Below are 13,544 nucleotides of genomic sequence, written 5' to 3' on the forward strand. Positions count from 1 at the left end.
CGCTGGAGCATGCGCAAGCTGGCGGCCGTGGCCGCTCTGGCCCTCACCGCCGTCCTGGTCACCTCGTGCCGGCCGGAGGCCGTTTGTCCGGCGATCGCGCAGGCGCCGGTGGTGTCGTTGACCGTGGACCGGGAGTACGCCCCGTCCGTGAAGACCATCCACCTGTTGGCCTGCCAGGACGGCCGCTGTAAGGAAGCGGACCTGGAACTGGTCCCGGGGAGCGTCGCCGTGGACCAGGGCTGCAAACCGGGCCCCTCGGGCCTCGACGGTGTCTGTTCGGCCACGTCTTCCCCCGACGGCACCCTGACCGGGATGCTGATGATGGAGACGTTGACCGCCAACCGGATCGAGGTGACGGCCACGGGCACGTCCAACACCGGGGCCCCGCTGCCGGCACGGACTGCGGCTTTCACACCCCGGGTGGCGCATCCGTTTGGAGAGCAGTGCGGAAGCTTCATCACGGCCCACGCGGTGCTCGACGCGGCCGGCCTTCGGCCGTCGCCCTAGCTCATATTCCCCGGACTCCGAGGTGCCCGGCCCGGACATCTCTCCGCGCCCGGGCTACGCCCGGCCGGACAACGGCTACGGCTCGCCGAACCCCGAGCTGACGAGGCGTTCCAGATAGCCCACCGCTTTGGCGGCGTCCGGGCCGCTGGCCTCCACATGCAGGACGGTTCCCTTGCCGGCGGCAAGCATCATGAGCTCCGTCATGGAGGCCCCATCCGCCCCGTTGACGGTGACGTCGGCATCCATGCCGGACAGTCCCCCGGCGATCTTGGCTGCCGGCCGGGCATGCATGCCGGCCTGGTTGACGAGCTCGAAGTCCCCCGTGGCGTCCGGCGGCTGCTGGTGCACGTGTTCAGCCTCCGCGGGGTGGACCGGGGGCCGGTAGACGGCTTCGGCGGCGTCCTTCACCGCCGCTGCGTCGGCCCCCGTCTGTGCCGCCACCGCTGCGGCCACGAGTCCTTCCACGAGGGGTGCGTCCGCGAGCAGCACGGATTCCGGACCCGCCGCGAACTCCGCTGCGGACTCGGCCGTCATCACGGCGGATCCGAGGTCGGTGAGCACCACGACGCCGTCACCGGCGGCCTGTTCGAGGGCCGCCATGACCTTCTCCAGGCTGGTGCCGATCCGGCCGTCGTCGGTGCCTCCGGCGGGGAGGATGAGGACGTCAGGCGCCATTTGCGCGGCGAGTTCGGCGGCGCCGTCCGCGATTTTTGCACTGTGCGAGACGACGACAAGCCGGACTGTCATTCGGCTGCTCCGGCCGCGGCGCGCAGGATCAGTGCGCTGGAGACCGCTCCGGGGTCGCGGTGGCCGATGCTGCGCTCCCCCAGGTAGCTGGCACGGCCCTTGCGGGCGAGCATCGGATCCGTGGAAACGGCCCCTGCCTCGGCCGCTTCCGCCGCAGACACGAGGACTTTCCGGACGTCGCCGTCCCCTGCCGCGGCAGCGGCCGCCTCGATCGCGGGCGTCCACGCGTCCACCATGGTCTTGTCCCCGGACTCTGCCTTTCCACGGGCGACGATTCCGTCGCGGGCGGCCTGCAGGGCCGTGGCCAGTGTGGCGGCGTCGACGTCGGAAGTGTCTCCCAGTGCCGTGGCGGCCCGCAGGAATGCCGTGCCGTACAGCGGGCCGGCGGCCCCGCCGACCTTGGACATCAGCGTCATGGCGGTCAGTTTCAGGGCCGCGCCCGGGGTTTCCGGCGGCGCCTCGGCGAGCTTAACCATTACGGCCTTGAAGCCGCGGTCCATGTTCTCGCCGTGATCCGAGTCTCCGATTGGCCGGTCCAGCTCGATCAGCTCAACCCGGTGCTCCGCCATGGCCTGCGCTGACAGGGTCAGCCAGCGCACGGCCCAGCCGACATCCAGCCCCACGGTCAGACGCCCCAGCGGAGGGCCGCGGTGTGCACGGGAGCGTCCCAGAGCGACGTCATTTCGTCATCGAGGCGCAGGACCGTGATGGAGCAGCCCTGCATCTCAAGGGACGTGATGTAGTTGCCCACGAGCGAGCGGGCCACGGTGACACCCTGCTCCGCCAGCCTCTGCGCGGCCCGGCGGTAAACGATATACAGCTCGCTCGCCGGGGTGCCGCCCATGCCGTTGACGAACAAAAGCACCTTGTCCCCGGAACTCAGTCCGAGGTCGCTGACCACGGGGTCCAGAAGCCGGTCGGTGATGCCGTCGGCGTTTTCCATGGGGATTTTGTGCCGTCCCGGCTCGCCGTGGATGCCGATCCCGATCTCGATCTCGTTTTCCTCGAGCTCGAAACTGGGGACGCCCGCGTGCGGAACGGTGCAGGCGGACAATGCCACGCCCATGCTGCGCACGTTCTGGTTGACGCGGTCACCGATCGCGGCGACGGCGTCCAGGTTATCGCCGCGCTCGGCGGCGGCGCCGGCGATCTTCTCGACCAGGACCGTGCCGCCGACGCCGCGGCGGCCCGCGGTGTACAGCGAGTCCTGCACGGCGACGTCGTCGTTGACCAGGACGGTACGGACCTCGACGCCTTCGGCCTGCGCGAGTTCGGCGGCGGTCTCGAAGTTGAGGACGTCGCCGGTGTAGTTCTTCACGATATGCACAACGCCGGCGCCGGAGTTCACGGCCAGCGTGGCCGGCAGGATCTGGTCGGGCGTGGGCGAAGTGAAGACGGCGCCGGGAACGGCGGCGTCGAGCATGCCCATTCCCACATAGCCGCCGTGCAGCGGCTCGTGTCCGCTGCCGCCGCCGGAGACGAGTCCGACCTTCCCGGCCACCGGCGCGTCCTTGCGCACGATGTACTTGGGGTCGGCAAAAACGGTCACGAGGTCGGCATGTGCAAGCCCGAACCCTTCCACTGACTCGTCGACCACGGCTTTGGGATCATTGATGAGTTTCTTCATGGCGGTGCTCCCTGGATGGTGTCCTGGCTGCTTGCTTAGACCCTACTACCGGGGCACGGCCGGCGGTAGGCTCCCGTTTCCCCTTGTGAGGCTTCCCGCCGGGGCTGCGAGCGCCCGTGCCGGCGAGACGGTGCCGCGGCGGGCTCTTGGGCTCCGACGACGATTCAGACTTGCGTGTCGGCCCATGCCGGAAAGTGCGGCCAGGCATCGCCGCCCAACCAGGAAAACGGCGGCGCGGCGAGACGGCCCTTGCGGGTGCGGGACGCGGCCGGCGGCCCGGAGGCGGATCCGGGGCCGGCCGTTCGTCCGCCTACGGGTGCATCGGCATCGGGCGACAACTGATTCGCAGGTTCCGGCGATGGCTGGTCCGGCGTATCGAGCGAGTGGACCCGCGGCGCTGCCGGGGCGCTGGCGGCTGTCCTGCGCATATCTTTGCTGGGCGAAGCGGAGAAATCGGGAAAAATCACGTCGTTATGCAATTTTTTGCCTCCGGAAGTATGGCGGCCCACCCCCTGGGCCGGCATCAGTTTATCCACCAAATTTATTGAATGGAAGCCCCCGTCCTGCGAGGCGCCGCGGGGTGCGGCGGGGTGCGGCGACTGCCCGCCGCCGGCCCTAGAACGCCGGGGCCGGCCCCGGAACTGCCGGGGCAATCGCGTGGCCATGCCGGAACAGATTCTGCGGATCCAATTCTGCTTTGGCTTCGCTGAGCCGGCGGCGGGAGCCTTCCGGCCAGGCCCTGGCGGCGTCGTCGGCGGATTCGACGTGGCCGTGCATGTTCACGGCGGTGCCGCCGGTTCCAAACGGTGCCAGCGTCCGGCGGGCGGCTGCGATGGCTGCCGGGACAACGTCGGCGCTCTCGGGCATCATGACGCCCACCGCGAAGAACGACCACGCGGCGTCCCGCCCGGCCACGTGGTCGCCGTGGCTCGAAGGCGCCGCCGGGGCTGCGAGGGCTCCGCCCATCAGCCGGATCTCAGCCAGGAGGAGGGGTGCGTTGCTGTCCGGGCCGGCGACTTCCAGAAGGGCCTCCGCGAGTGCCTCGTCCAGTTCATTTAGCAGCATGCCGCCTTCGCGCACCGGGACGGGATGCTCCGGATCCAGGTGCACCGCATCGACCTGCGTGAATGGCAGCGGACCGGAGAGGTCTGCCAGGACCGGGGCCACGCCGCGCATCGGGTCAAGGAGGCGTTGGCCCTCAGCGGCAGTCCCTTGCCACGCGAACCGCAGGTGCATCACGAAGCGCCCACGCAGTAACTCCGGGATGTCCTCGAGTTCGGGCAGCCGCAGGAAGGCGAGCGAAGCCGAGGCGTCCGCAGGAAGCGCCGGCGCCCATTCACGGAAGGCCGCGAGGACTTCCCGGGCCCGTTCCCCGGGATAGAAGATTCCGCCCGCGTAGAGCTCGCCGGCCGGGAAGAGCCTGAACTCCATGGCGGTGACGATGCCGAAGTTGCCCTTGCCGCCACGCAGGAGCGCAAACAGCCGGGGGTTGTTGTACTGGTCCACGCGTTGCTGGACGCCGTCGGGCGTCACGACCTCAACGGCCAGCACATGGTCTGACGCGAAGCCATACTTTCGGCCGAGCAGCGGCAGCCCTCCGCCCACGGTGTAGCCCACGACGCCGACGTCGGTGGCGGATCCGTGCAGGCCCATCAGCCCGTAGGGTGCGGCGGCGGCCACGACCTCGCGCCAGCGGATGCCGGCGCCGACCCGGGCCGTGCGCTCTTCCGGGTCGATGTCGAGGTCCAGGAGCCTGCGGGTGCTGACCAGGAGCCCGTCCGTGATGGCGTTGGCGGCACCGTGCCCCGTGGCTTGGACCGAAATCGACATGCCGCGTTCGGCGGCCCAGCGGACGGCTGCTGCGACGTCGTCGGCGTCGGCAGCGGCGAGGACCAGGTCGGGGGTGTGGCGGGTGGCGAGGTTGAAGGCCGCGGTTTCCTGGTCATAGGCGGAGTCTCCGGGGAGGTAGACGAGTCCGCGGACGCGCAGTTGGAGGGAGGTCCTTTCGTGAGCGGAGGCGTGAGGGCGCATGGGGTACTTTCAGCTAGGCGGATCGCTCCCCAGCGAGCTCTTAGAAGTTTATAGATCGAGTGGATATATCGGAAGATCTACAAATCAGGCATTTTGGGCGCGCCCTACAGCTCCTTGATCATCCGGGTGTTGCCCAGCGTGTTCGGCTTGACCCGCGCCAGGTCCAGGAACTCGGCGACGCCTTCGTCATGGGAGCGCAGGAGCTCGGAATACACCACAGGGTCGACGGCGGTCTGGTCAGCCATGACTTCAAAGCCGTGCTTCTTGAAGAAATCCACTTCAAACGTCAGGCAGAAGACGCGCGACACGCCCAGGTCCCGGGCGTCCTCCAGCAGGCGCTCCACGAGCGCGTGCCCCACGCCCTTGCCGCGCCAGGCATCGGAGGCCGCGAGGGTGCGCACCTCGGCGAGGTCCTCCCACATTACGTGCAGCGCCCCGCAGCCGATCACCTCGCCGTCGTCCGACTCGGCAATCCGGAATTCCTGCAGGCTTTCGTAGTAGGCCACGGTTTCCTTAGCCATGAGGATCCGCTGTTCGGCCAGCGGCGCAACCAAGGTCTTGATGGCGGCGACGTCGCCGGTGCGGGCAGGGCGGATACGGATCGTCTCAGTCACAGCCCAATCTTACGGGTGCCCCGGGGGCCGGCCCGCGGCCGGCCCCCGGGTCCGCGGCGTCAGAGACCCAGTTCGTCAGGGACGGGGAGGTCCTTGTCCAGCAGGTGGCGGGCGAGGAAGTGCTCCACGACGCCGTACCAGACCTTGGCGTGCTGCGGCTGCAGGATCCAGTGGTTCTCGTCCGGGAAGTACAGGAAGCGGTGGTCGGTTTCGCCGTTCGCGTCGGCCGCGAGCTGTGACTTGGCCAGCAGTTCGTACCAGAGCCGGAGCCCCTCGCCGATCGGCACGCGGTAGTCCTTGTCGCCGTGGATGACCAGCATGGGAGTCCGGATGTTGTCGACGTGCAGATGCGGGGAGTTCTCCATCGCCATCTCGGCCGTCATTTCCTTGAGCCAGTACTGCGCAGCGTCCGTGGTGGGCCCGAACTGGTCCAGGGCCCAGAGGCTGGCGTGCGTGATGATGGCCTTGAAACGGTCCGTGTGCCCGGCTACCCAGTTGGCCATGTAGCCGCCGAAGGACCCGCCCATGGCGGCCGTGCGCTCCTGGTCGATGTCGGGGCGCTGCACGACGGCGTCGGTCACGGCCATCAGGTCCGTGTACGGTGCCTTGCCCCATTCGCCCCAGCCGCGTTGGATGTGGTCCTGGCCGTAGCCGGTGGAGAGGGCCGGGTCCGGCAACAGCACCGCGTAGCCGCGGGCTACCAGCAGCCAGGGGTTCCAGCGCCAGGTCCAGGCGTTCCAGGATCCCAGCGGGCCGCCGTGGATCCAGAGCAGCAGCGGGGCCGGGTTTGCGGCGGACGCGCCCTCCGGAAGGGCCAGGTACGCGGGCACCCGGGCGCCGTCGGCCGCCGTCGTCTCCACTCGTTCGAGCGTCCCCTTGAACTGCGGTCGCTCGGCCGGCGCCGGCAAGCGGACGACGCCGCCGGAGGCGAGGTCGATCCGCACGGGTTCGGCGGGAAATTCGTAGGAGCTGCGCAGGGCGTAGGCGCTGTGCCCGTCCGGTGCGACCACGACGTCGGTGTACGCGGCGTCGTCGGCTGTCAGGCGGGACACCTGGGAGGCCTGGCCCGGTCCCCCTGCGACCGGGATCCGGAAGACCGGCGCGGCGCCGTCCTCGTCCGCGGTGACCAGCAAGGCCGATCCGTCCGGCAGCCAGGCGGCGGGGCGGGCCCAGCGGTCCCAGTCGTGGGCAAGGGGCGTCAGCGCGCCCCCGCCTGCCGGTACGGCGACGTCGAGAAGGTGGAGCTTGATCTGCGGGGCCGCAAACGGGGTGGTATCGCTTTCACTGACCACCACGAGGCTCCGGTTGTCCGGGCTGACAGGTCCCGGGTAATAGTGCATCCCGTCCGTGTCCAGCAGCACCGTCCGGGTGCCGGTGGCGACGTCGATCGCCACCAGCACGGAGCGCGAATCGGCGTTCGCCAGCGGCTTCGTGAAGCTGCTGTAAATGGTCCTGCCGTCCGGGCTGATCACCGTCTGGGCGTCCCTGAGCCTGTTGCCGGCGTCGGGCGTCAGGTTGCGGAGCTTCAGCGGCGGCGCGGCGTCGACCGTCGTCGGCTTTCCGGACTCCAGTGGCTCTCCGGGTTCGACGGCGAACAGCCGCGGCTGCGCCGGGCCGAGGTCGGCGTCCCAGTAGCGGACGGGGTAGCCGCTGTGCAGGATCGCCGCGACCTTGTTGTCCTTGCGGGCCTTGCGGCGTTCCTCGTCGTTGTCCTCGTCGGTGGAGCCGGCGAGGACCGGGGCCGCGACCGCCAGGGTGTCCGCATCCGCGGCTGCCAGGACGCTGCTGATCCCGCCGGCGCGGGAAAAGGCCACCCGGGCTTCGCCGCCGCCGGACGGGAGCATCCAGAGGGCATTGACGGGGTCGGCCTCGGGGCTCTCCGGATCGGGACGGGCGGAGGTGAAGTAGAGGTCCCCGTTGGCTGCAAACACCGCGCCCGCTTCCCCCTTGGCGCTGCGCGTGATCCGGCGGGCCTGCCTGGACCCATTCGGGTCAACTTCCCACAGCGCGGCGCAGTATTCGGTGCCCTTGGCGTTAAGCGTGGCCACCGTGGTAACCAGCCGCCCGCCGTCGGGGCTCAGTGCCAGACCGCTCACTCGGGGAATTGCGAGGTAATGGTCCAGGTCATGGAAAGGGGTCTCGGGTTGTTCGCTCAGGGTCACTGAGTCCTTGGCAGCCATGCACCGATTCAACACCTCCTGTGGCGTCGATCACAAAAAGTTCACTGAGAGTGAACCGGCCGCTTCAGAGTGCCCGGGTCCTTCCGGGGCACGTCGGCCGGGTCGGCCTGCCGCCGGAATCGCAGCGTCCTTTCAGGGGGGCTTGGCATGATGGGTCCATGAACCCTGAAAAGTCCCTGCCCAGACGCTCCATGTTGCTCGGTGCGGCCGCCACGGTTGGTGGCGGCCTGGCCCTTTCCGCATGCGCCGCCCAACCCTCGGACAGCGCGGCCCCCTCGACGGCCGCCGACGCATCGGCGCCTGCGGGCACGCCTGTCCGGGTCGGCAAGCTCAGCGAGGTTAAAGTGGGCGCCACTGCCACCGGGACCGCCAACGGAAAGACAGTCGTCATTTTCCGGTCCGCGGATCAGAAGGTCCTGGCCTATGACGCGACGTGCACCCACGCCGGCTGCCCGGTGGCCCCGTCCGGCCAGAATTTCGAATGCCCGTGCCACGGCTCCGCCTTCAAGGGCGCGGACGGAAGTGTCATAACGGGTCCGGCGCGCAGCCCCCTCGCGCCCCTGACCGCCGCCATCGACGGGGACTGGATCACCGTCACCGCCTGACGGCAACCGCAGGGCGCGTGTTGGCGCCCGGCTGGCATCACACAGCAAGAGGCCCCGCCCACTCTCTTTCGGGAGCGGACGGGGCCTCTTGCTGTGTGGCGTTGAGTTATCGCGCCTTTGGAATTGCTGCTTAGACGCTCGGAGCGATCTCCGGGATGCGCGGCTTGGCGTTGCCCGCGAACGTGAACTTCGCGTCGTCGCCTTCGCCTTCGACGTCCACCACCACGATGTCTCCGGCGTGCAGCTCGCCGAAGAGGATCTTCTCGGAGAGCTGGTCCTCGATCTCGCGCTGGATGGTGCGGCGCAGCGGCCGGGCACCCATCGCGGGATCGTAGCCGCGGGTCGCGAGCAGGATCTTGGCCGCGGGCGTGAGCTCGATGCCCATGTCCTTGTCCTTGAGGCGCTTCTCGAGCCGGGCCACGAACATGTCTACGATTTCGATGATCTCGTCCTGGGTCAGCTGCGGGAAGACCACAACGTCGTCAACACGGTTGAGGAACTCGGGGCGGAAGTGCTGCTTGAGCTCCTCGGTGACGCGGGCGCGCATCCGGTTGTAGCCGGTCTGCGTGTCCGTGCCCGACTGGAAGCCGGTGGCAACGCTCTTGGAGATGTCCCGGGTGCCGAGGTTGGTGGTCATGATGATCACGGTGTTCTTGAAGTCCACCACTCGGCCCTGCGAGTCGGTCAGTCGGCCGTCTTCCAGGATCTGCAGCAGCGAGTTGAAGAGATCGGCGTGTGCCTTCTCCACTTCGTCGAACAGGACCACGGAGAACGGACGACGGCGGACCTTCTCGGTCAGCTGCCCTCCCTCTTCGTAGCCCACGTAGCCCGGAGGGGCGCCGAAGAGCCGCGACACGGTGTGCTTCTCCGAGTACTCGGACATGTCCAGCGTGATCAGCGCGTCTTCCTCGCCGAAGAGGAACTCCGCGAGGGCCTTGGCGAGCTCGGTCTTGCCGACGCCGGTGGGTCCGGCGAAGATGAACGAACCGCCCGGACGCTTGGGGTCCTTCAGGCCTGCACGGGTGCGCCGGATCGCCTGGGACAGGGCCTTGATGGCCTCGTTCTGGCCGACCACACGCTTGTGCAGCTCGTCCTCCATCTTCAGCAGGCGCGAGGACTCTTCCTCGGTCAGCTTGAAGACCGGGATGCCGGTGGAGTTCGCAAGCACCTCGGCGATGAGATCCTCATCAACCTCGGAGATGTCGTCCATGCCGCCGGTCTTCCACTGGCGTTCCTTCTCGGCGCGTTCGGCAATGAGCTTCTGCTCCTTGTCACGCAGCGACGCGGCACCTTCGAAGTCCTGCGCGTCAATGGCGGATTCCTTCTCCAGCTTCATGGCGGCGATCTTCTCGTCCATGACTTTGAGCTCCGGCGGAGCGGTCATGCGTCGGATGCGCAGCCGCGCACCGGCCTCGTCGATCAGGTCGATCGCCTTGTCCGGCAGGAAGCGGTCCGAGATGTAGCGCTCGGACAGGGCCGCGGCCGAGGCGAGGGCGCCGTCGGTAATGGTGACGCGGTGGTGCGCCTCGTACCGGTCGCGGAGGCCCTTGAGGATCTCGATCGCGTGTGCAACGGAGGGTTCCTTGACCTGGATCGGCTGGAAGCGGCGCTCCAGCGCTGCATCTTTTTCGATGTGCTTGCGGTATTCGTCCAGCGTGGTGGCACCGATGGTCTGGAGCTCGCCGCGGGCCAGCATGGGCTTCAGGATCGAGGCCGCATCGATGGCGCCTTCGGCGGCACCGGCACCCACTAGGGTGTGGATCTCATCGATGAACAGGATGATGTCGCCGCGGGTGCGGATCTCCTTGAGAACCTTCTTGAGGCGCTCTTCGAAGTCACCGCGGTAGCGGGAGCCGGCCACGAGGGACCCGAGGTCCAGGGTGTACAGCTGCTTGTCCTTGATGGTCTCCGGGACATCGCCACGGACGATCGCCTGGGCGAGGCCTTCGACGACGGCGGTCTTGCCGACGCCGGGCTCGCCGATCAGCACCGGGTTGTTCTTGGTGCGGCGGGAAAGGACCTGCATGACGCGTTCCATTTCCTGCTCGCGGCCGATCACCGGGTCCAGCTTGTTCTCGCGCGCCGCCTGGGTCAGGTTGCGCCCGAACTGGTCCAGGACGACGGAGCCCGCGGGGGTGCCTTCGGCCTGGCTGGAACCGACGCCGGCTCCGGTGGACTCTTTGCCCTGGTAGCCGGACAGCAGCTGGATGACCTGCTGGCGGACCCGGTTGAGGTCGGCGCCGAGCTTGACGAGCACCTGGGCGGCCACACCTTCACCCTCGCGGATGAGGCCGAGGAGGATGTGCTCGGTTCCGATGTAGTTATGGCCCAGCTGCAGGGCCTCGCGCAGCGAGAGCTCCAGGACCTTCTTGGCGCGCGGGGTGAAGGGGATGTGTCCGGACGGGGCCTGCTGGCCCTGGCCGATGATCTCCTGCACCTGCTCGCGGACACCGTCGAGCGAAATGCTCAAGGATTCAAGGGCTTTGGCAGCAACACCTTCACCCTCATGGATCAGACCCAAGAGGATGTGTTCGGTACCAATGTAATTGTGGTTCAGCATGCGTGCCTCTTCTTGGGCAAGCACAACTACGCGACGGGCACGGTCCGTAAATCGCTCAAACATTTCGCCACACTCCTAGCTACGACGTACTTTGATGCTACGTGCCCGGGTTCCAGATTTGGGGCTTGTTCGCCACAGGGGAAACCGAAGGGTTGCGCTCCCCGGCCCGGACGCTGTCCGGATGCCACACGGATCCCGCCTGCGGCCGTTCGGACGAGCGCAGGCGCGGGACCCGGGAAACAGTCCGGCGGCACCCTCGCAGCGGCGCCGGCCGCCCCGCCGGGAGCGCCCGGGCCGCCGTTCCGCACATACCGCCGTCGGCATAGCAATGCCCCCGTCAGATAACGGGGGCATTAGCATTTGATGCGCAGACTTGATAGGGCCATTGATACTGGCCCTGGCACGGAGGTTCGGACTAGGAATTAGCCTTTTGGTAGGCTTCCTGAATTTCAGCCTGGATACGTCCGCGGCTGTTTACCGCATAGCCGTTGTCCCGTGCCCACTGACGGATCTGGGCAGAGTCCTGATTCCGTCCGCTTGAAATTTTGGTGCGCGTGGCGCGGCCGCTTGATGTCTTGCGTGCATGCCCCACAAACCGCTCCAAGGCGGAACGCAGGTCTGACGCATTGCCGGACGACAGGTCTATTTCATAGCTCACGCCGTCCAGGCCAAACCGGACAGTTTCGTCCGCGGATCCCCCATCCAGATCATCAACGAGGATGATTTTCACTTTCTGTGCCATAAATGACTCTCTTTCCAAAAGGACGAGCGTTTAGAAAAGCAGGATGTATCTGTAAAAAGTATCCTCCGGGTTACAGCAGAGAGTCAAAGCGTATAACTCCGGTCAAAGGAAACCCGCTCACAGCAATAGGGACTATTGCCCCATTCAGGGGAATTAGCCCCTGGCGGGCCCGGATTCCTGTCCCGGGTTTTGAGCTTCCGCTCGAGCGTCCGCTTCGGCCTGAGCGCGGGCTTCTGCCTGGCGCTCCGATTTATCGGCATTGAATATGGATTTCATGGCAAACCAGAAAAGCAGGCCCACCACGATGGGGGGCACCAATACGGCGATGTAGTCCATGCTCAGTGCCCTTCAGGCTTCAACAGGGGGAAGAGGATGGTCTCGCGGATGCCGGCGCCGGTGAAGAGCATGACGAGGCGGTCGATGCCCAGTCCGATCCCGCCCATGGGCGGCGCGCCGTACTCGAGCGCGCGGAGGAAGTCTTCATCCAGCTGCATGGCCTCGACATCGCCCGCGGCGGAGCGGCGGGACTGCTCGGTGAGCCGTTCGCGCTGGATCACAGGATCGATCAGTTCGGAGAACGCCGTGCCGCGCTCCATGCCGCCGATGATGAGGTCCCATGCCTCGATCAAGCGGCCGTCCTCGCGGTGATGGCGGGCCAGCGGCTGGGCGGACGGCGGATAGTCGTAGACGAACGTGGGGTTGAGCAGAGTGGGCTCCACCAGCTCGCCGAAGAGTTCGACGACCAGTTTCTCGGCGTCCCAGGCGGCGTCCACCTTGACCTCGTGCTTGGCGGCCAGTTCCAGCAGTTCAGAGACCGTGGTGTCGGGGGTGATTTCCCGGCCGACGAATTCGGAGAGCCCCGGGTAAACCGCCATCCAGGCCCAGTCGCCGTCGAGGTTGATCTCCCCGGCTTCCGTCTGCAGGACCCGGCCCACGCCGGCGGCGTCGGCGGCGTCCAGGATGATCTCCTTGATCCGGTCCGCCATGACGAACTGGTCGGCCCAGGCCTCGTAGGATTCCAAGGTGGTGAACTCGGGGCTGTGGGTGGAGTCGACGCCTTCGTTGCGGAAGACCCGGCCCATGTCATAGACGCGGTCGATCCCGCCGACCACCGTGCGCTTGAGGTAGAGCTCGGTGGCGATGCGCAGGGTCATCTTCTGGTCGAAGGCGTTCATGTGCGTCTCGAAGGGACGGGCCGTGGCGCCGCCGTGAACCAGTTGCAGCATGGGGGTTTCCACCTCGACGTAGCCCTGGCGGTGCAGGGTTTCGCGGATGGAGCGTGTGATCGCGGCGCGGGTGTAAACCATCTCGCGGGCTTCGTCACGGACAATGAGGTCCACGTAGCGCTGGCGGACACGGGTTTCCTCGTTCAGCCCCGCGTGCAGCACGGGCAGCGGGCGCAGCGCCTTCGAGGCCATGGTCCAGGAGTCCGCCATGACGGACAGCTCGCCGCGGCGTGAGGAGATGACCTCGCCGGTGATGAAGACGTGGTCGCCGAGGTCCACGAGGGACTTCCAGTCCGCGAGCGCCTCCTCACCGATGTTGGCCAGGCTCAGCATGACCTGCAGCCGGACCGCCTTGCCGTCCAGGCCGCCCTCCTGGAGGGTAGCGAAGCAGAGCTTGCCCGTGTTGCGGACGAAGACAATGCGGCCGGTCACGCCGACGACGTCGCCGGTGGTTTCGTCGGCCTGCAGGTGGGCGTATTTCTCGCGGATTTCCGTGAGCGAGTGCGTACGCTCGACACCCACCGGATAAGCCTCGACGCCGCGTTCGATCAGCTTGGCGCGCTTCTCCATGCGGATGCGCGTCTGTTCGCTGGCATCGTGCGGCTCGGCGGCGTTGTGCGGGGCAGGGGTGTTTTGGGAAGTCACAATCCCCAAGTTTACCGTCGATTTCCACCCGGTCAGGTCCCGGTCGGGTCCCGGACAGGT

At 67.5% G+C, this 13,544-nt stretch carries 13 protein-coding genes; 2 read left to right on the forward strand and 11 right to left on the reverse strand.

Annotated features, from left to right (window positions below):
- Nucleotides 1–9: 9 nt before the first annotated feature.
- Entirely contained in the window at nucleotides 10–507 is a 498-nt protein-coding gene (locus ABD243_RS01960; RefSeq protein ID WP_344361451.1) for a hypothetical protein, read from the forward strand.
- Nucleotides 508–582: 75 nt separating this feature from the next.
- Here ABD243_RS01960 and dhaM read toward each other — a convergent pair whose 3' ends face one another.
- From dhaM to ABD243_RS01995, 7 genes are all read right to left on the reverse strand, one after another.
- Nucleotides 583–1,254, reverse strand: a complete 672-nt coding sequence (gene dhaM, locus ABD243_RS01965) for a dihydroxyacetone kinase phosphoryl donor subunit DhaM (RefSeq protein ID WP_344361454.1) — start codon at nucleotides 1,252–1,254, stop codon at nucleotides 583–585.
- Nucleotides 1,251–1,877, reverse strand: coding sequence for a dihydroxyacetone kinase subunit DhaL (gene dhaL, locus ABD243_RS01970; RefSeq protein ID WP_091250073.1), 627 nt, complete (start codon nucleotides 1,875–1,877; stop codon nucleotides 1,251–1,253). Before dhaL ends, dhaM begins: the two co-directional genes overlap by 4 nt.
- A 2-nt stretch (nucleotides 1,878–1,879) precedes the next feature.
- Nucleotides 1,880–2,881 carry a dihydroxyacetone kinase subunit DhaK gene (gene dhaK / locus ABD243_RS01975; RefSeq protein ID WP_116765459.1) on the reverse strand — a complete coding sequence of 334 codons (1,002 nt, stop codon included), beginning with the start codon at nucleotides 2,879–2,881 and terminating at the stop codon, nucleotides 1,880–1,882.
- A gap of 164 nt (nucleotides 2,882–3,045) precedes the next feature.
- The gene (locus tag ABD243_RS01980; RefSeq protein WP_344361463.1) at nucleotides 3,046–3,417 is read right to left on the reverse strand and encodes a hypothetical protein; all 372 of its coding nucleotides are present in this window, start codon (nucleotides 3,415–3,417) and stop codon (nucleotides 3,046–3,048) included.
- A 79-nt stretch (nucleotides 3,418–3,496) separates the two neighbouring features.
- A complete protein-coding gene (locus ABD243_RS01985) occupies nucleotides 3,497–4,912 on the reverse strand; it encodes an FAD-binding oxidoreductase (protein ID WP_344361465.1) in 1,416 nt (471 codons plus the stop codon).
- Nucleotides 4,913–5,016: 104 nt separating this feature from the next.
- The gene (locus tag ABD243_RS01990; protein WP_344361467.1) at nucleotides 5,017–5,526 is read right to left on the reverse strand and encodes an amino-acid N-acetyltransferase; all 510 of its coding nucleotides are present in this window, start codon (nucleotides 5,524–5,526) and stop codon (nucleotides 5,017–5,019) included.
- A gap of 59 nt (nucleotides 5,527–5,585) precedes the next feature.
- On the reverse strand, nucleotides 5,586–7,706 hold the full coding sequence (locus ABD243_RS01995) for a S9 family peptidase (RefSeq protein WP_344361470.1): 2,121 nt from the start codon (nucleotides 7,704–7,706) through the stop codon (nucleotides 5,586–5,588).
- 158 nt (nucleotides 7,707–7,864) lie between these two features.
- On the opposite strand from ABD243_RS01995, the gene ABD243_RS02000 reads away from it, so the two are divergent.
- Nucleotides 7,865–8,311, forward strand: a complete 447-nt coding sequence (locus tag ABD243_RS02000) for a QcrA and Rieske domain-containing protein (protein WP_161958189.1) — start codon at nucleotides 7,865–7,867, stop codon at nucleotides 8,309–8,311.
- Nucleotides 8,312–8,441: 130 nt separating this feature from the next.
- On the opposite strand, the gene ABD243_RS02005 is transcribed toward ABD243_RS02000, so the two are convergent.
- The 4 genes from ABD243_RS02005 to lysS form a co-directional block, all read right to left on the reverse strand.
- A complete protein-coding gene (locus ABD243_RS02005) occupies nucleotides 8,442–10,934 on the reverse strand; it encodes an ATP-dependent Clp protease ATP-binding subunit (protein ID WP_116765455.1) in 2,493 nt (830 codons plus the stop codon).
- A gap of 352 nt (nucleotides 10,935–11,286) precedes the next feature.
- Nucleotides 11,287–11,613: a histone-like nucleoid-structuring protein Lsr2 gene (locus ABD243_RS02010; RefSeq protein ID WP_091255487.1), complete on the reverse strand. Its 327-nt coding sequence runs from the start codon at nucleotides 11,611–11,613 to the stop codon at nucleotides 11,287–11,289.
- Nucleotides 11,614–11,766: 153 nt separating this feature from the next.
- The gene (locus tag ABD243_RS02015) at nucleotides 11,767–11,949 is read right to left on the reverse strand and encodes a hypothetical protein (protein ID WP_344361475.1); all 183 of its coding nucleotides are present in this window, start codon (nucleotides 11,947–11,949) and stop codon (nucleotides 11,767–11,769) included.
- 2 nt (nucleotides 11,950–11,951) lie between these two features.
- Nucleotides 11,952–13,484 carry a lysine--tRNA ligase gene (gene lysS, locus ABD243_RS02020; protein WP_344361478.1) on the reverse strand — a complete coding sequence of 511 codons (1,533 nt, stop codon included), beginning with the start codon at nucleotides 13,482–13,484 and terminating at the stop codon, nucleotides 11,952–11,954.
- Between the last annotated feature and the right edge of the window lie 60 nt (nucleotides 13,485–13,544).

The sequence above is a fragment of the Arthrobacter humicola genome (genome assembly GCF_039531445.1).
Classification (GTDB): domain Bacteria; phylum Actinomycetota; class Actinomycetes; order Actinomycetales; family Micrococcaceae; genus Arthrobacter; species Arthrobacter humicola.